At 71.7% G+C, this 17,272-nt stretch carries 15 protein-coding genes; 3 read left to right on the forward strand and 12 right to left on the reverse strand.

The window, feature by feature from the left end; all coding sequences use genetic code 11:
- Positions 1-4 precede the first annotated feature (4 nt).
- Positions 5-394, reverse strand: coding sequence for a tautomerase family protein (locus DEJ48_RS11265; protein WP_150216004.1), 390 nt, complete (start codon positions 392-394; stop codon positions 5-7).
- Positions 395-509: 115 nt separating this feature from the next.
- Here DEJ48_RS11265 and DEJ48_RS11270 point away from each other — a divergent pair, with 115 nt between their 5' ends.
- Entirely contained in the window at positions 510-1,394 is an 885-nt protein-coding gene (locus DEJ48_RS11270) for a LysR family transcriptional regulator (protein WP_150216005.1), read from the forward strand.
- 136 nt (positions 1,395-1,530) lie between these two features.
- On the opposite strand, the gene DEJ48_RS11275 is transcribed toward DEJ48_RS11270, so the two are convergent.
- The 7 genes from DEJ48_RS11275 to DEJ48_RS11305 form a co-directional block, all read right to left on the reverse strand.
- Positions 1,531-1,722 (reverse strand): acyl-CoA carboxylase subunit epsilon, encoded by a 192-nt coding sequence (locus DEJ48_RS11275; protein WP_055564440.1) that lies wholly within the window; start codon positions 1,720-1,722, stop codon positions 1,531-1,533.
- Positions 1,723-1,743: 21 nt separating this feature from the next.
- Positions 1,744-3,336, reverse strand: a complete 1,593-nt coding sequence (locus DEJ48_RS11280; RefSeq protein WP_150216006.1) for an acyl-CoA carboxylase subunit beta — start codon at positions 3,334-3,336, stop codon at positions 1,744-1,746.
- 184 nt (positions 3,337-3,520) lie between these two features.
- A complete protein-coding gene (locus DEJ48_RS11285) occupies positions 3,521-5,887 on the reverse strand; it encodes a polysaccharide lyase 8 family protein (protein ID WP_150216007.1) in 2,367 nt (788 codons plus the stop codon).
- A gap of 171 nt (positions 5,888-6,058) precedes the next feature.
- Positions 6,059-6,904 (reverse strand): ABC transporter permease, encoded by an 846-nt coding sequence (locus tag DEJ48_RS11290; RefSeq protein WP_150216008.1) that lies wholly within the window; start codon positions 6,902-6,904, stop codon positions 6,059-6,061.
- Complete coding sequence (locus DEJ48_RS11295; RefSeq protein ID WP_150216009.1) at positions 6,901-7,920, reverse strand: ATP-binding cassette domain-containing protein; 1,020 nt, start codon at positions 7,918-7,920, stop codon at positions 6,901-6,903. Before DEJ48_RS11295 ends, DEJ48_RS11290 begins: the two co-directional genes overlap by 4 nt.
- 522 nt (positions 7,921-8,442) lie before the next feature.
- Positions 8,443-9,288 (reverse strand): DUF4097 family beta strand repeat-containing protein, encoded by an 846-nt coding sequence (locus tag DEJ48_RS11300; RefSeq protein WP_150216010.1) that lies wholly within the window; start codon positions 9,286-9,288, stop codon positions 8,443-8,445.
- Positions 9,289-9,471: 183 nt separating this feature from the next.
- Positions 9,472-10,032, reverse strand: coding sequence for a hypothetical protein (locus tag DEJ48_RS11305; RefSeq protein WP_150216011.1), 561 nt, complete (start codon positions 10,030-10,032; stop codon positions 9,472-9,474).
- 317 nt (positions 10,033-10,349) lie between these two features.
- On the opposite strand from DEJ48_RS11305, the gene DEJ48_RS11310 reads away from it, so the two are divergent.
- Both DEJ48_RS11310 and DEJ48_RS11315 read left to right on the forward strand, forming a co-directional pair.
- Entirely contained in the window at positions 10,350-10,973 is a 624-nt protein-coding gene (locus tag DEJ48_RS11310; protein WP_150216012.1) for a YceI family protein, read from the forward strand.
- 75 nt (positions 10,974-11,048) lie between these two features.
- Complete coding sequence (locus tag DEJ48_RS11315) at positions 11,049-11,597, forward strand: hypothetical protein (protein WP_150216013.1); 549 nt, start codon at positions 11,049-11,051, stop codon at positions 11,595-11,597.
- 1 nt (position 11,598) lies between these two features.
- Here the strand turns inward: DEJ48_RS11315 and DEJ48_RS11320 are convergent, their stop codons facing one another.
- From DEJ48_RS11320 to DEJ48_RS11335, 4 genes are all read right to left on the reverse strand, one after another.
- Positions 11,599-12,504, reverse strand: a complete 906-nt coding sequence (locus DEJ48_RS11320) for an alpha/beta fold hydrolase (protein WP_150216014.1) — start codon at positions 12,502-12,504, stop codon at positions 11,599-11,601.
- 108 nt (positions 12,505-12,612) lie between these two features.
- Positions 12,613-13,986 carry a hypothetical protein gene (locus DEJ48_RS39675; RefSeq protein WP_190537338.1) on the reverse strand — a complete coding sequence of 458 codons (1,374 nt, stop codon included), beginning with the start codon at positions 13,984-13,986 and terminating at the stop codon, positions 12,613-12,615.
- Positions 13,987-14,045: 59 nt separating this feature from the next.
- Positions 14,046-15,650 (reverse strand): citramalate synthase, encoded by a 1,605-nt coding sequence (gene cimA / locus DEJ48_RS11330; RefSeq protein WP_150216015.1) that lies wholly within the window; start codon positions 15,648-15,650, stop codon positions 14,046-14,048.
- Positions 15,651-15,991: 341 nt separating this feature from the next.
- Complete coding sequence (locus DEJ48_RS11335) at positions 15,992-17,254, reverse strand: TolB family protein (RefSeq protein ID WP_150216016.1); 1,263 nt, start codon at positions 17,252-17,254, stop codon at positions 15,992-15,994.
- Between the last annotated feature and the right edge of the window lie 18 nt (positions 17,255-17,272).

The raw sequence follows: 17,272 nt of genomic DNA on the forward strand, positions 1-17,272 counted from the left end.
CCTGTCAGTTCTGGCGGTAGTGCTCGAACTGGGTGACCCCTTGGTAGCCGTAGCTCTCGGGGTGGAGCTCGTGGAGGGCGACGCCGCCGCGGGCGAGCGGGCCGAGGAGTTCCGACAGGAACGCGGCGGCTCCGGAGACGAAGGCCGCCTTCTCCGCCGCGCTGTTGGTGCCCGCGGTGATGCTGACCTCCAGATGCACGTCGCGGGCGCCGTCGGCCAGGGGTTTTCCGGCCACGTAGTAGCGGTCGGCGGGGACGGGGTCGAGGTGGACGATGGTGCGTCCGGCGGACTTGCCGAGCGCGGTGACGGCGAGTCCCGTCAGCCCTTCCGCGAGGCCGCGGGCGACGTCGGCGGGCAGGTCGGGGCCGGTGACGGTGGCTCTGATGTGGGGCATGGCTCTCCTCGGGTTCGCTGCCTGTTCCGCCGGGTGGGACGGCACCGGGCCACCCTCGCCCTGCCTGGCACGATGGGGCCAACGCAGCCCGCTCACCGCCCTATGAGGCCGCCTCATGACCGTGAACTTCCCGCAGCTCAGGGCCTTCGTCGCCGTGGTCGACGCGGGCGGCTTCGGCGCGGCCGCCGACGAGCTGGGTCTGAGCCAGTCGGCGGTCTCGCACGCGGTGGCGTCCCTGGAGCGGGAGTTGTCCGGGCCGCTGCTCGTCCGCGCCGGTCAGGTCCGCACGACGGCGCTCGGGGAGCGTGTCCTGCCGTACGCCCGTAGTGCGCTGTCGGCCGTGCGGGGCGTCGAGGAGGTGGCGGCGGACGCGGCGGGCACCCTGACCGGCACGGTGCGGCTCGCCGCGACGCCCACGGTCTGCCAGGGCCTGCTGCCGGACCTGACGGCACACTGGCGGGAGAGCTGTCCGCGCGTCACGGTACGGGTCTTCGAGGGGGACAGCGCCGAGATCGCGGGGTGGCTGGAGAACGGCACGGCGGACGCCGCCGTCCTGGTCGACCCGCCGCCGGGCCCCGGCGTCCGGCTCGCCGTCGACGGCTACCGCGCCCTGCTCCCCCGCGACCACCCGCTCGCGGCCGAGCCGGTCGTCGACGTGCGCGACCTGGAGGACGACGACTTCCTCATCTCGCCGGGCGGCTGCGAGGAGCGCGTGCGGGCGCTCCACGACCTGGCGGGGTTGCGGTTCGCCCCGGCGCAGCGGGTCCGCGACCTGGCGACCCTCATCAGCATGGTGCAGGCGGGCATCGGGGTGACGGTCCTGTCGGAGGTGTCACGGCCGCTGCTCCCGCCGGACCTGGTGCTGGTTCCGGTGGTGCCGCGGGCTGCGCGGCGGCTGGTTCTGAGCGGGCCTCGGGGGCGGGCCTGGCACCCCGCCGTGCGTGCGTTGGCGGAGTCCGCCGTTGGGCTCCTGGCGGAGGGCGCCCCTGCGGGGCGGTGAGCTGTCTGGTGATCCGCCTGCGGGCCGTAGGGGGCTGGTCGCGCGGTTCCCCGCGCCCCTGACGGGGCACTCCTGCGACGCGGCGAGGCCCCCGCCCTCCCGAGGGAGAGCAGGGGCCTCGACCGAACCGTGTGCGTCAGCCCTGCCAGCTGTGCGGGGCGCGGAAGCCCGGGGTGCGCTCCAGGCGGCGCCAGCCGGCCTTGTCGCGGCCGCGGCGGGCGGGAGCGGCGGGCTGGGCGGCGGCGCGGGCCAGCAGGATCGCGGTGATGGCCGCGACCTCCTCGGGCTCGGCGTGGCCCTTCTCGACGCGAATGTCGGGGGTAGTCATCTGCAGCGTTCTCCTTGTGGGCTACTGCGGGGGGTTGCCGTGCTTGCGCGAGGGCAGGTCGGCGTGCTTGTTCCGGAGCATGGCGAGGGACTTGATGAGGACCTCGCGGGTCTCGGCCGGGTCGATGACGTCGTCGACCAGACCGCGCTCCGCGGCGTAGTAGGGGTGCATCAGCTCGGCCTTGTACTCCTTGACCATGCGCGCGCGCATCGCCTCGGGGTCCTCGGCGGCCGCGATCTGACGCCGGAAGATCACGTTCGCGGCGCCCTCGGCGCCCATGACCGCGATCTCGTTGGTCGGCCAGGCGTAGGTGAGGTCGGCGCCGATCGACTGGCTGTCCATGACGATGTACGCGCCGCCGTACGCCTTGCGCAGGATCAGCGAGATCCGCGGGACGGTGGCGTTGCAGTACGCGTACAGGAGCTTGGCGCCGTGGCGGATGATGCCGCCGTGCTCCTGGTCGACGCCGGGCAGGAAGCCGGGGACGTCGAGCAGGGTGAGGATCGGGATGTTGAAGGCGTCGCACATCTGCACGAAGCGCGCGGCCTTCTCCGAGGCCTCGATGTCGAGGACACCGGCCAGGGCCTGCGGCTGGTTGGCGACGATGCCGACGACCTGGCCGTCGAGGCGGGCCAGGGCACAGATGATGTTGCGCGCCCAGCGCTCGTGGACCTCCAGGTAGTCGCCGTCGTCGACGAGCTCCTCGATGACCTTCGCCATGTCGTACGGCCGGTTGCCGTCCGCGGGGACCAGGTCGAGGAGGACGTCCGAGCGGCGCTCGACCGGGTCCTCCGACTCGTGGACCGGCGGGTTCTCCCGGTTGTTGGAGGGGAGCATCGAGATCAGGTAGCGGACCTCGGCCAGGCAGGTCTCTTCGTCGTCGTACGCGAAGTGGCAGACGCCGGAGGTCTCGGCGTGCACGTCCGCGCCGCCGAGGCCGTTCTGCGTGATCTCCTCGCCGGTCACCGCGCGGACGACGTCCGGCCCGGTGATGAACATCTGCGAGGTCTCACGGACCATGAAGACGAAGTCGGTGAGGGCGGGCGAGTACGCCGCGCCACCGGCGCACGGGCCGAGCATCACGCTGATCTGCGGGATGACGCCGGAGGCCTTGGTGTTGCGCTGGAAGATGCCGCCGTAGCCGGCGAGCGCCGAGACGCCCTCCTGGATACGGGCGCCCGCGCCGTCGTTCAGCGAGACCAGCGGGGCACCGGCCGCGATGGCCATGTCCATGATCTTGTGGATCTTCGTGGCGTGCGCCTCGCCGAGCGCGCCGCCGAAGATGCGGAAGTCGTGGGCGTAGACGAAGACCGTGCGGCCCTCCACCGTGCCCCAGCCGGTGATGACACCGTCCGTGTACGGCTTCTTGGCCTCCAGACCGAAGCCCGTGGCCCGGTGCCGGCGCAGCTGCTCGACCTCGTTGAACGAGTCCGGGTCGAGGAGCAGCTCGATCCGCTCGCGGGCGGTCAGCTTGCCCTTGGCGTGCTGGGCCTCGGTCGCCTTCTCGCTGGGCCCGCGCAGTGCCTCCGCACGGATCTCGTGCAGCTCGGCCACGCGGCCGCGCGAGTCGGTGGGCTCGCCCCCAGAGGAAGCGGTCTCGTCCAAAACGGTCATGTAGCGACCTTACGGAGGGCCCCCGGGTAAACGGACCGTCGACTATGAACAGTCTCCGGGCCGTTTTCCTGGCACCCCCGGACAGAAGCGGGCCGCGCCCATGAAGAAGTGACGGCTCAGACCCTCTGGAGTTGTGGGGTTTCCACAACGCAGCACACGGATCGCGGCTCGGCGACGCCCTCCGTCAGCTGAGAGTCACCTCACATCGGTGACTCGCGCAGGCCTTGCCCGGCGTGATCCGCAGCCGCAGCGAGCGGCCCGTGGCGAGCACCTCGACCGACGGGTCCTTGGAGACCACCCGGGACACGGGCCGGTTCCAGGTGAATTCAAGGGATTCTCCGGTGCGCGGCGGCTCGCTCAGATGCACCGTAGCGCCTCTCCCCCGCTGCCGTACCAGCACACTGGCCGGTGCGGTCACGGCAAGCCGCCCCGCCTCGCCCGCCTGCCAGAAGTTGGCGGCCGTCAGACCGAGTGCGTCCACGGCCACGGCCTGCGCCTTCGCCGAGTTGGCGAGGACCGACAACCAGCGGCGGTCGGCCGCGCGGGCCCGCAGGGTGCGGCGGGAGGCGCCGGGCATGAGGACATAGGCGTACGTAGCGTCCGCGGGGTCGGTTCCGTGGTCCAGCCAGAGCGTCTGCCAGCGCCTGGTCCGCCGCTCGGTGGAGCTGCCGGTGTTGATGTCGGACCAGGCTCCGGTGCGGTCCTCGCGGAGCGTCCTGAGCCGGGACGTGCCGTCGGGGAAGAGCCATCCGCCGTGCCCGTCGAGGTGGGCCCAGTGCGGGCGCGGACGGTCGTCGACGGTGAGGGCGGCGGTGCCGGACTCGCCCAGGTTGCGGTTGTCGACGACCGTCTCGACGGGGGTGCCGTCGGTGGCGGTGATCCCGGCGCCCAGGCAGATCACGGCGTCCGCGGCGCAGAACCACGACTTGCGGGCGTCGAGCGTGGAGCCGAGCCCCTTCAGGTGCTGGCCGACGGCGGCGAACTCACCGTCGGTCGCGCCACCCACCCACTTCACCGCGGGCCTGGCGGCGCCCCACTCGCCCCCGGCCCTGTCGGGGAGGCGCTTGGCGGACACGGTCGTGCCGGGCAGCCGGTACGGGTCGACGGTCGGCCAGAACCAGTCGGTGTACTGGTCGCCGTGCGCCCCGGCGCCCCACCAATAGACCATCCCTGCGCCCGTGTGCCAGCCGCGCGGATGCTCGCCGTTGCCGCATTCGTAGTACGCGATCCGGTCCGACGCCATCGAGAGGTTCACCGCGAACCCGGGGCGCCGGTGCACGGCACGGTCCATGGCCGGGAACAGCCGGTGCCCGACCGGTTCGGGCGCCGCCCGCACACCGGAGTCCGCCACGGCGTGCAGCCGCGCGAGGTCGGCGACGCCCAGTTGCCGGGCGGTGAGCAGCGGGGTGACGGTGTCCCGCTCGATCCACCCCTTGATCCGCGCGTGCCACCGCTCCCGCTCGGCGGCGCTCGCGCCGCCCGCGAGCATCGCCATGGCGGCGATCAGACCCTGCCCATGGAAGTGGTCGCTCCGCATGATCTTCCGGTCGTCGCCCTTCAGGTAACCCCGGCTGACGGCACGCCCGTTGACGCTGTCCATCATGAGCCCGTCGTAGATCAAGGGTGCGTACGCCCGCTCGACGCTGTCCAGGATGATCTGCTTCTTGGGGTCGGTGACGGCCCAGGTCGACCCGGCGAGCAGCGCGAAGAGCCGGCCGAGACCGTCGAGCATGACCTGCCCGTACGTACCCGAGTAGGCGACCCAGGTGTGCTGCACGAACGAGCCGTCCTCGTAGAGGCCGTCGCCCTTGGTGACGTAGGGGAAGACCGGTGAGAGCGCGTCGCGGGCGAGGGCGACCTTGGCCGGGTTCCCGCCGAGGATGCCGCGCAGGGCGACGGAGCGGCACAGGTCGACGCGGTTGGCGCCGGTGGAGGTGCCGGTGTAGTCGGCGAGCGCGGAGTCGGGAACGAAGTGGTCGACGGCGGCGAAGGCCTTGTCCCTGCGGGCGGCGCCGAGTTCGTCGTGGAGCGCGGCCACGATGTCCATGAGCAGCCGGGGGCTGCCTATCTGCCACTCCCACCAGTTGCCGTAGCGGGTGGTGGAGGCGTTGTAGACGGTGGCGGCGACGTGGTCGAGGCCACGCAGGATGTCGGTGAGGAGCCCGGCGTCGCCGGTGGATCCCGTGCCTTCACAGACGTACGCCTGGGTCATCGTCCAGAGCCTGCTGTGGCTGAGGGTGATGCCTGCGGGTGGGTCGAACGGGGCGTCGGGCCAGAGGGACTTGGCGGCCGGGGCCATGGCGGCGCGGAAGGTGCGGGCCAGGTCGCCGGTCTCCTTCAGGCGGGAGGCGTACGGCTCGGTGGCGGGGTCGTAGCCGGTGCCTAGGGAGATCTCCAGCCAGCGGGCGCGGAGGGCGGCGAACTCGTCATCGGCGGCGGAGATCGCGGCGCTGGAGGTCGCGGCGGCGGACGGTGTCGTCGCCGTTGAGGTGGCTGCCGCTGCGGCACTGAAAGCGGTTGCGGCGAGGAAGGTTCGGCGGGTGGGCGTCATGCGACAGGGGTGTATCAGCGTACAGAAAGCGCTGTCTATACCTCTGGCAGAGATGGCCGCACACCGCGGAAGGCCGCGCGACGTCTCCGTCGCGCGGCCCGTCCCGCGAGACACCCCCGTGGCTCCGCGGGGTCTATGGGGTGTGGGGTGTGAGGTGTGGGGTCGGTCAGCTCATCGCTTCGCGTCCCGCTTGAACAGCGAGCGCGCCCAGAAGAAGCCGAGCAGGGCGATGGCGATGCCCCAACCCACCGCGAGCGGACCGAACTTGCCGATCTCGGTACCGGTCAGCAGCCCGCGCAGGGTCTCGGTGAAGGCGGTGTAGGGCTGCCATTCGGCGAAGTGGCGCAGCCAGCCCGGCATCGAGTCGAGCGGCACGAACACGCTGCTGAGGAACGGCAGCAGGAAGGAGAACGGCAGAGCGACACTGCTGGCTGCCTCCGGTGCCTTGACGAGCTGGCCGAGTGCGACGGCGAGCCAGGTGAGGGCGGTGCTCATGAGGGTGAGCAGAGCGGCGGCCGCCAGCCACTCGACGGGCTCGGCGCCGGAGCGGAAGCCGATGAGGAGGGCGACCCCGGTGACGAAGACGATGGTGATCATCGTCTGGATGACGGCGCCGACGGCCCGTCCCGTGAGGATCGACGAGCCGTTGATCGGCATGGTCCTGAACCGGGCCACGATGCCCTCGGTCATGTCGGTGCAGACGCCGACCGTGGTGGGCAGGACACCGGAGCCGACGGCCATGAGCAGGATGCCGGGGACGAGGTAGTCGATGTAGTCACCGGAGCCTTCGGCGCCCATGCCGGCGGACATCGTGCCGCCGAAGACGTAGTTGAACAGCAGCAGCATGGCGATGGGCATGCTGACCAGGCTGATCGTCATCGCCGGGTAGCGGCGGGCGTGCCGGAGGTTGCGGCGCAGCATGGTGAGGGAGTTCTGCAGCGCGGAGGTGGGGGCGGGGACGTGGGTCCGCGTGACCGCCGAGGCGGTCCTGGGGGCGGGGGTGGTGACGGTGCTCATCGGGTCGTCGCTTTCTCGTGGTCGGGGCGGCCGGTCACGGCGAAGAAGACGTCGTCCAGGTCGGGGGTGTCGATCGTGAGCCCCTCGACCTCGATGCCGGTGGCGTCGACGCGGTCGAGCACCGCCTTGACGGACTTCAGGCTGCCGTCGCTGGGAATGTGCAGGGTCAGGTCGTCCTCGCCCCGGCTGCCGAGACCGAGCAGCCGCACGGCGTCGTCGAGACCGCCGGGATCGGCGAAGCGGAGCTGGACGTGCCCGCCGGGGACGAGGCGCTTCAGCTCGCCGGGGGTGCCCTCGGCGACGAGCTTGCCGCCGCTCAACACGGCGATGCGGTCGGCGAGTTGGTCGGCCTCCTCCAGGTACTGCGTGGTGAGGAAGATGGTCACGCCGTCGGCCACGAGCTGACGGACGATCTCCCACATGCCGTGGCGGCTGCGCGGGTCGAGACCGGTGGTCGGCTCGTCCAGGAAGATCACGCGTGGGCTGCCGACGAGGGTCATCGCGATGTCGAGCCGGCGCCGCATGCCGCCGGAGTACGTCGCGGCGGGCCGCCGCGCGGCCTCGACGAGGTCGAACCGCTCGACGAGTTCGGCGGCCAGGTGCCGTCCCTGCCGCCGGCCGAAGCCGTACAGGTCCGCCATGAGCGTCAGGTTCTCCTCGCCGGTGAGGAGGTTGTCGACGGCGGAGAACTGTCCGGTGACACCGATCGCGGCACGCACGGCGTCGGGTTCCCGCGCCAGGTCGTGCCCTGCGACGCGGGCTTCGCCGGAGTCGGCGGAGATGAGCGTGGAGAGGATCTGCACGGCGGTCGTCTTGCCCGCACCGTTGGGCCCGAGCAGGGAGAAGATCGTGCCTTGCGGAATGTCGAGGTCGATGCCGTCCAGCACGGTTTTCTGGCCGTAGGCCTTGTGGAGGTTGGTGGCGGTGATGGCGGAGGGGCGGGAGGTGTGGGTGTCGGTGCCGGTGTGGTTGTGACGGGGGTGATGGGGGTGATGGGTGTCGCGGGGCGTTGGCATGTCCGGTCCTTTTCGGGCGAGGGCGGGGATGCGATGGGCGGATGTGGGGTGCGCTCGGGCACGGGCCGATGGCACCGGGACGCACGGGTTTTGGGTATGGCGGGGGGGGCGACGGGTCTTTCAGGCAGGGCGGCGCCCCGGAAGGCTTCCGGTGAGGTTCGTCCGGGGACGGGGGCGCGGCCTGGGCCGCGGGGCATCCGCGGGGCCGTGAGGCGAGGCGGGGAGAGGCGGCTCGAGGGGCCGGAGAGGTTCGCACCGGAGGGCGTCGCGAGCGGACGTCCACTCCGGGGGCGGGGCAGGACCAGATGGGCCGGGGCAGGACCCAGTAAGCAGGAGTCGCCCTGACAAGTAAGTCAGTATCGGCAGGCCGAGGTCAGTCCCGGTGGGCCGGAGTCGGGCGCAGTAGGCCTGGGTTCAGCGCAGGGGGCGGGTGGGCCACATGGGCCACAGCAGCAGCCGGAAGGGCCTGGCCGCACCCGTGGGCCCGCAGGGCGGATCAGGCCCCTTGGCTTGCCGCGCGCGTCACGCTCGGTGGATCTTGATGTCGCCGATTCCCGTGCGGGCGTGGACCTTTACCGTGTCGGCCGGCTCGTCGGGCGCCGACGGTCCCGACTCCTCCAGCGCCTGGCTGACCGTTCCCGCCTTGGTCCGTACGTCGAGCCACGCCGCCGTGCCCTCGCGGATACCGATCTCGATCTTGCCCGCGGCCGCCTCGACGACGGTCTCGCCGCGGGCCACCTCGCCCAACCGCACCGCCCCGTTGGCCGTCTTGACGCTGACGTCGGCGGCCGCGCGGTCGACGGTGACGGAGCCGTTGGACGCCTTCACCTTGATGTTGCCCTCGACGTCGCCCAACACCGTGATGCCGTTGGAGTTCTTGATGTCGACCGTCCCCCTGACCTCACCGACGCGGACCTCACCCGAGGAGGTGGAGACGTCGACCTGCCCGTCCGCGCGGCCCAGGGAGACGTCGCCGTACCCCGTGGTCAGCTTCGCGGACGCGGTCCGCTCCAGCTGGATGTCGCCCGCCGAGACCTTGACCTCGCAGTCGCCGAGCCCGCCCTGGGCGGAGACGTGCGCCATGACGGTCGTGGCGTGCACCCCGGAACCCGTCGGCAGCACGATGTCCACGTCGACGGACGGGCCCTTGCCGAACATGGGGCGGTCCTTGGGACCCTTGACCAGCAGCTTGCCGTTGGCGAACTCGACGCGGGTGCGCTCGGCCGCCTTGACGTCCGCTTCCTGCGTCGCGCTGCTGGGCCGTACGTCGACGACCGTGTCCTCACGGTCCCCTGCGGTGATCCGGAGCGTCCCGACCCGGAGGGTGACGGTGGCGCTGATGGGCTTCGGGCTGTCGAAAGAAGGCATGGCTGTCCCGTCCTAAGGGCTCGCCGAGCCTCAAGGGCTCGGTCGGCGAAGGCTGTTGGGGAGTTCTGGTACGAGTACTGGCGCGAGTTCCAGTACGAGTACGGGAGCGAGTACGGATGGGCAGTGCCCGGAGGGGCGTGGGGATCGGCGGGTCGGGCGGCGCGTACTGAACGCGCGTCCGCGCTACCGCACCCAGCCCGTGAACCCCGTCCCGGAGTTCCACGATTCGCGGCGGCCGCCCCCCGCACCCGCCCGGCCACCCCGGCCGTCGGGCTGGTCCAACGCGCCGGACACCGCGCGGACGAGCCACGCGTTGACCGAGAGGCCGTCCCGGCTCGCCGCCTCCTCCACACGCGACTTGACGTGGGCGGGAAGGCGGAGGTTCACCCGGGCGGTGCCCCCGTCGTCCACCGCGTCGGACGCCGCCGGCGGCGGGGCCGGCGCCGGCTGGGCCGCCATCAGCGCCGCGTACTCGGCCTGGGCGTCGAACGGCTCGCCCGCGGGCGGCGGCGTCACCACGAACTCCGGGTCGACGCCACGCAGTCGTACGTCCACCGAGCCGGGCGCGAGGTCGACGGTGATCTCGTCCGCGGCGGCGGAGAGCGCGTTCAGCAGGGTGAGCCGGGCGGCCGACTCCAGCGGGGCGGTGAGGCGCTCGGCCAGGGCCCGCGCCTCGTCCCCGCCCGCTTCGGCGGCCACGGCGAGTTCCTGCCGGAGCTGATCGACGTACTGCGTGAGGTTCATGACGCCATCATGGCACCATGGTGGCGCCATTGCAAGCACCTTTGGCGCTGCCGCCGCGCCGACCATGCCCTCGAAAGCACATTTGCGCAGGTCAACCCTGACACACATGCGCGTGACGCCATCCCTGCGCCACCTTGGCGCCAGACCGCACCCCCGTAGAGCCACACCCCCACCATCCCGCCACACCGAGAACGGCCCGTTCTAGAGGTTGAAAGTTGAACAGAATCGCGCTACCTTCGATCTCGTTGAACATTCAACAGCAGCTTACGCAAGCAAGCAGCAGCTCCCCACCGGAGCTCGTCCTCAAGGAGCACGTCATGGGTCTCTTCGGCCGCAAGAACGACACCGACACCGTCACCACCCCCGCTGCCGCCGCCCCCGCCGCGGTCAGCCCCGATCTCGCCGCGCTGACCGGCGAGTACACGATCGACCCGTCGCACACGACGATCGGTTTCGTCGCCCGCCACGCCATGGTCACGAACGTCAAGGGCTCCTTCCTCGACTTCACGGGCTCCCTGCACCTGGACGGCTCGGAACCGTCCCGTTCGACGGCCTCCCTCGACATCAAGATGGAGAGCATCGACACGGGCAACGCCGACCGCGACGGCCACCTGAAGAGCGCGGACTTCTTCAAGACCGACGAGTTCCCCGAGATGACCTTCCGTTCCACCAAGACGGAGGCGCTGGGCGGCGACGACTACCGCGTCACCGGTGACCTGACGATCCTGGGCACCACGAAGCCGGTCACGATCGACCTGGAGTTCAACGGTTCGGCCAAGGACCCGTTCGGCAACGAACGCGTCGGCTTCGAGGGCAAGGCGGAGATCCTGCGTTCGGAGTGGGGCCTCACCTGGAACGCCGCGCTGGAGACCGGCGGCATGCTCGTCTCCGACAAGATCAAGCTGAGCTTCGACATCTCGGCGATCAAGGCCGGTTCCTGAACCGGTCCCCGAAGCGGTCCCGCACCGCCTCCCCGACCGCCCCCCGGCCGACCCGCGCGCGCTACCGTTCCGCCTGTGCCCGAGTTCATACAGCAACTGCCCGCACTGCTCGGCGTGATCATCGGCGCGCTCGGGTCCTACGTCGCGATCACGCGGGGGGACCGGATCCGGTTCCGGCGGGAGCAGGCCGCGCGCTGGGAGGAACGGCGGCTCGCCGTCTACACCGAGTACGCCAGGGTCCTGAAGCTGACCGTCAGCCTCACCTACCGGGTCGCCGCCCACCTCGGCAACGACCCGCACCCGCACCCCCTTTCGCCCGAAGAGGCCGTGCCCCACTTCACCCATGCCGCCGAGGCGCGGGATCCCGCCGGGGAGTCGCTGCTGATGCTCGGCTCGCCGGAGGTCGTGGACGCGGCCCGGGACTGGGTGCTCCTGGTGATCCGGATGGAGCGGTTCCTGCGGGAGGACACACACGACCCCGAGGCGTGGGCCACGCTCCTCGAACGGCAACGGACCGCACGCGGGGCCTACTACGCGGCGGTTCGAAGGGACTTGGCGCTGCCGCCCGGCCATCCGGGGCAGTGGTCGGTGACCGCTCCCCCGGCCGGCCCGCACACGCGATGAGTCATCGGGCGCCCGTCTCGGGGATGGCCCCGACCGTGTGCTCGACGATCGCCTTCTCCAACGGCCCGTGCACCGCGGGCGGCAGCGCGTGGCCCATGCCCGGGATCTCCACCAGCCGCGCCCCCGCGACGACCTGCGCGATGTGCTGCGGGTGCGGGACCGGGAAAACGGGTTCCGCCGTGGCGGAGACGACGAGCACCGGCACCCGGTTCGCCGCGAGTTCGGCGGTGCGGACCATGCCTGAACTGTCGGCGCGAGCGTGCGCCGACGACTCCAGATATCCGCCCGCGTGGTCGATGACGCCCCGTTCCAGCTCCCTGAAGTAGGCGGCGTCGAAGGGCAGCTGGTCACCGCTCAGCAGACGCCAGTGCTCCACCCGCCGGTCCAGCTCGGCCTCCGGACCGTGGTCCTCCACGGGCCGCGACCACATCTCCAGGATCTCCGGCGCGATGCCGGGCAGCTCGGCGACGGGGACGCGGACACCGTCCGGCCGCATGTACGGGGTCTCGCTCAGCGCGCACGTTCCCAGCAGGGTCGCGCTCAGCACCCGCTCGGGGTGGTCGGCGAGCACCAGCTGGCAGAGCATGCCGCCCAGCGACAGCCCCACGATGTGGGCCCGCTCGACGCCGAGGCCGTCGAGGACCGCGATCGCGTCGCGCGCCAAGTCGGTGACGGGATACGGGTTCTCGTCGAAGGGTCGGTCGGAGCGGCCCGTGTCTCGGTGGTCGTAGCGGATGACGTGATGGTGCGCCGCCAGGGCCTCGACGAGCGGCTCGGGCCAGCCGAGCGCGGAGGCCTGGGCGCCCATGACCAGCAGCAGCGCGGGGGCGTCGGGCGCGCCGCGCCGCTCGGTCCACACCCGGACCCCCGGCGCGACCTCGACGTACTGCTCATGGACCTGACTCATGACGGCCTCCCCGCGTTCGAACGACGAACAATGCACGACCAACAACAAGACGAACCGTATCGTCTCGCAGAGCGGGTCGTCAACCGTCGTACCTCAGGACCTCATGCCTCAGAACCCGCCCCCGCCACCGAAGTCCCCACCGCCACCAAAGTCCCCGCCCCCGCCGCCACCGAAGTCCCCGCCCCCGAAGTCCGAGGCGTCGAAGTCCGCTCCCGAGTAGTCGCCGCCCTCGTAGCCGCCGCCGAAGTCCCCGTATCCGGAGCCGTGGTCCGCCGCGTACGCGGGGCTCGACATCATGCCGCCGAGCATCGTGCCGACGAGGAGCCCCGGCAGGATGCCGCCGCCGAAGTACCCGCCCGCCCACGGCCCGTACGCGGGTCCCGCCTCCCAGTAGGGGCGCCGCTCCCCGGACTCCGTGGCCACGGTCCGCACCATCGGGTCCTCGCCGTCAGCGAGGCGGGCCGCGTCCGCCGCGCACACCGGCACCGAACGCTCCGCGCCGTTCGCGGGCGCCCACGTCGCGTCCTCGACCGAGGGGCCGTGCCGCGGGTCGAAGAAACAGGGAGCCCGCCGCTCGGGCAGCTCGCGCCCCTCGCGTCGCGCGGCGAGCAGGGCCAGCGAGAAGCGGCCGTCCTCCAGGGCCTGGGTGACGCCCTTCACGTCCTCGGGACGCGTCGCGGCCGCCATGTACGACTTCGCCTTCTCGTACGAGTCCAGCGCGCGCTCGTAGTCCGCGCGCATCGCGTCGTCCGCGCCGGCCTCCGCGGGGTGGAAGTCGAGCCGGTCCAGCTCCTCGCCGAACGCGGTGATGTCCTCGTCGACGACGACGGACAGTTTGCGCAGCGACTCCCGCTGCATCTCCTCGTGACGGCGCTTCTTGCGCCGGACGATCGCGTACGCGCCCCCGGCGCCCGCCACGACGACCACGCCGACCCCGATGAGGGCGCCCGGCGAGACACCGTTGTCCGTGCCGCCGCCCCAGGACTCCGGGGCCTTGCCGTTGGCCTGCACGAGGGCCTGGCCGACGAAGCGGTCGAGCTGCTCGGGGGCACTGTCGCCCTGGACCAGCGAGACGAGGTTGCCGACGGCGTTGCCGGTCAGCACCGAACGGTCGGCCTTCGCGTCGAAGCCCTCGCCGAGCCGGACCGCGTACAGGCCGGTCACGCCGGTCTCCGTGCGCAGCTGCCGGAAGAGGGCCTGCTGCGGGAAGTCGTCCGGCAGCACGGCCACGAAGACCGGTTTGTCGGCCTTCTTGATCTTCTGGGCGAGGGCGTCGGCCTGCTCGCCGGAGAGCTGGTCCGACGCCGCGGGATCGACGTAGACCGGGCTCTTCTTCCAGGCGTCCGCCACCACCGACACGCTGGAGGCGTCCTGCGTACCGGATGCCGCCAGGGCCCCGGGCGCCGCCGTGACCGACACGGCACCCAGGACGAGCAGCAGTCCGGAGAGTCCCACCGAGATCCGCTTCGTCCGATTCCTCATACTTCGAACGTAACCCAGACGAGCCCCGGAGCGGGTGTGGGGGACCACTCCAGCGGCGACTACTCCACCGGCTCGACCCCGGCACGCAGCAGTCCGTAGGTGTAGGCGTCCTCCAGCGCGCCCCACGACGCGGCGATGACGTTCTCGGCGACGCCGACGGTCGACCACTCGCCGACGCCGTCCGTGGTGGAGATCAGGACGCGCGTGGTGGAGGACGTGCCGTGCTTGCCCTCCAGGATGCGGACCTTGTAGTCGACGAGCTCCAGCTTGGCGAGCTGCGGGTAGATGCGTTCGAGGCCGACCCGCAGCGCCCGGTCGAGGGCGTTGACCGGGCCGTTGCCCTCCGCGGTGGCGACGATGCGCTCACCCTTGGCCCACAGCTTCACGGTGGCTTCGTTGGCGTGCGTGCCGTCGGGGCGGTCCTCGACGATGGCCCGCCAGGACTCGACGCGGAAGTAGCGGCGGGCGCGGCCCTCGGCCTCCTCGCGGAGCAGCAGTTCGAAAGAGGCGTCGGCGGCCTCGTACGTGTAGCCCTGGAGTTCGCGCTCCTTGACGCGGTCCACGACGCGGCCGATGAGCTCGCGGTCGTCGCCGAGGTCGACGCCGAGCTCCTTGCCCTTGAGCTCGATGGAGGCGCGGCCCGCCATGTCGGATACCAGCATGCGGATGCGGTTGCCGACGAGGTCCGGGTCGATGTGCTGGTAGAGGTCCGGGTCGACCTTGATCGCGGAGGCGTGCAGTCCGGCCTTGTGCGCGAACGCGGAGACGCCGACGTAGGGCTGGTGGGTCGACGGGGTCAGGTTCACGACCTCGGCGATGGCGTGCGAGACGCGGGTCATCTCGCGCAGCGAGCCCTCGGGCAGGACCTGCTTGCCGTACTTGAGCTCCAGGGCGGCGACGACGGGGAAGAGGTTGGCGTTGCCGACGCGCTCGCCGTAGCCGTTGGCGGTGCACTGGACGTGGGTGGCGCCCGCGTCGACGGCGGCGAGGGTGTTGGCGACGGCGCAGCCGGTGTCGTCCTGGGCGTGGATGCCGAGGCGGGCGCCGGTGTCCGCGACGACGGTGGAGACGACGGCCTGGACCTGGGCGGGCAGCATGCCGCCGTTGGTGTCGCACAGGATGACGACGTCGGCGCCGGCCTCGGACGCGGCGCGCACGACGGCCTTCGCGTACTCGGGGTTGGCGCGGTAGCCGTCGAAGAAGTGCTCGCAGTCGACGAAGACCCTGCGGCCCTGCGAGACGAGGTAGGAGACGGTGTCGCGGACCATCTCCACGTTCTCGTCGAGGGTGGTGCGCAGGGCGAGCTCGACGTGCCGGTCGTGGGCCTTGGCGACGAGCGTGATGACGGGCGCACCGGACGCGAGGAGCGCGTTGACCTGCGGGTCGTCGGCGGCCTTGGCACCCGCCCGGCGGGTGGCGCCGAAGGCGACGAGCTGGGCGTGCCGGAAGGTGATCTCTTCCTTGGCCCGCGCGAAGAACTCGGTGTCGCGCGGGTTGGCGCCCGGCCAGCCGCCCTCGATGAAGCCGACGCCGAAGTCGTCCAGGTGCCGAGCGATGGTCAGCTTGTCCGCGACGGTGAGGTTGATGCCTTCGCGCTGCGCGCCGTCGCGCAGCGTCGTGTCGAAGACGTGGAAGGAATCGTCGGGTGTGCTGGTTTCCGTCATGCTGATCTGGCTCCTGTGTCGGATCTCGGTCTACCGGAATGACCGGCTCCACCACCCCCCATGATCCCTCGCGCTCCGTGTCCGGCTGCAGTTGGGCCGGGAAACGAAAAAACCCCTCGCGGGTGCGAGAGGTCTGCGCGCGGGTCGAGGCGACGGTGTCCGCCCGTACGTGATGGATACGAGGCGGTCACTGCGGACCGGCGCGCCTGCTGCCAATAATCATGGCGAACGAGAGCACGGAGGCAGCTTGCCACGCTTCGCCGCGCCGCGGGGCTGCTGTCTCACGATGCGGGCGGAGCATGGACGCACCGCCCGCATCGCGGACCCGCACGGCGGGGCCGTCAGCGCAGGTGGCGCACGAAGACGTCGGGCCCCTCGTTCGTGTCACCCGGAAGGAGTGTCGCGTCCGACGACGTGAAGGTGACGCGGGCACCGTTCCGCGCGATGCCGCCCGGCAGGACGTCCGCGGTCGCGGCGCCGCCGCCGGTGTCCGGGGAGACGAGCGTGGTGGTGCCCTTCCTCAGGTCCCGGAGGTAGGTCGGCCACTCCTTGCCGTACTCGCTGCCCGGCTCGTCGAGCTCCGACATGTACGTCAGATACCGGCCGTCGGCGCTGATCGCGGGCGAGCGGGTGTACACCTCGCCGGGGCCGCCCTGCGTGCCGTGGACGCGCTGGTTGCGGCCGGAGGCCACGTCGTGCACGAACACGTTCCAGGAGACGTCGTCGTCGCCGGGCACGAGGTGGGTGTCCCGTGACTCGAAGACGACGGTGCGGCCGTCGCCGCTGATGGACGGGGTCAGGGACTCCTTCTCGGTCTCGGCGCCGTCGTGGGAGCGGTCGACCTGGGTGAGGCCGCCCGTCGCGCGGTCGCGCAGCCACAGGTCGCTCCAGTCGTCGCCGCGCGGGCCGTTGACGAAGGAGTTGGCGTAGACGACGTACCGTCCGTCGTCGCTGACGGTCGGCGAGTGGGCGTCGCGCTCGCCGTCGCCGCCCGTGTACGGGTGGCTGACCTTCTCGGTGGTGCCGGTCCTCCGGTCGCGCAGGAAGACGGCCGTGCCGTCGAACCGCGGCCCGTCCGTGTCGAAGACGGCGTAGCGCGCGTTCGCGCTGAGGGAGACGCTGCCCGCGCTGTCGCCCGGGTAGCCGTCGGGCAGCTCGACGTCGAGGCGCTCGGTCCGCCCCGTCCTGCGGTCGTGGATGCGCACGTCGCGGTCCGAGTAGGAGCCCGCGGGGCTGGAGACGAACGCGACGTAGCGGCCGTCGGCGCTCAGGGACGGGCCGCTGACCTGGCGCCCGGCGAGGGAGATGCGTTCCGTCCGCCCCGCGCGCAGATCGCGTACGAAGATGTCGCGCGCCCCGTTCGTGTCGCCGGCCACCAGGTCGGTCGCCTCGGAGTCGAAGGCCGCGTACCTGCCGTCGCGGCTGAGCACGGCCCCTTCGGACCGGTCGTTCGCGGCCCGGCCGCCCGCGGTGACGCTCACGCCTTCGGTGCGGGGCGCCACGGCCGCGTCGGCGGCGAAGGCGGCCGGCAGGGCGGTGACGGTGGCCGCGACGACGCCCGCGGCGGCGGCCAGGACGATGCGCTTGCGCTGGGTGCAGTACATGATCGAGTCCCCCGTGTT

Source organism: Streptomyces venezuelae, from assembly GCF_008642315.1.
GTDB lineage: Bacteria > Actinomycetota > Actinomycetes > Streptomycetales > Streptomycetaceae > Streptomyces > Streptomyces venezuelae_D.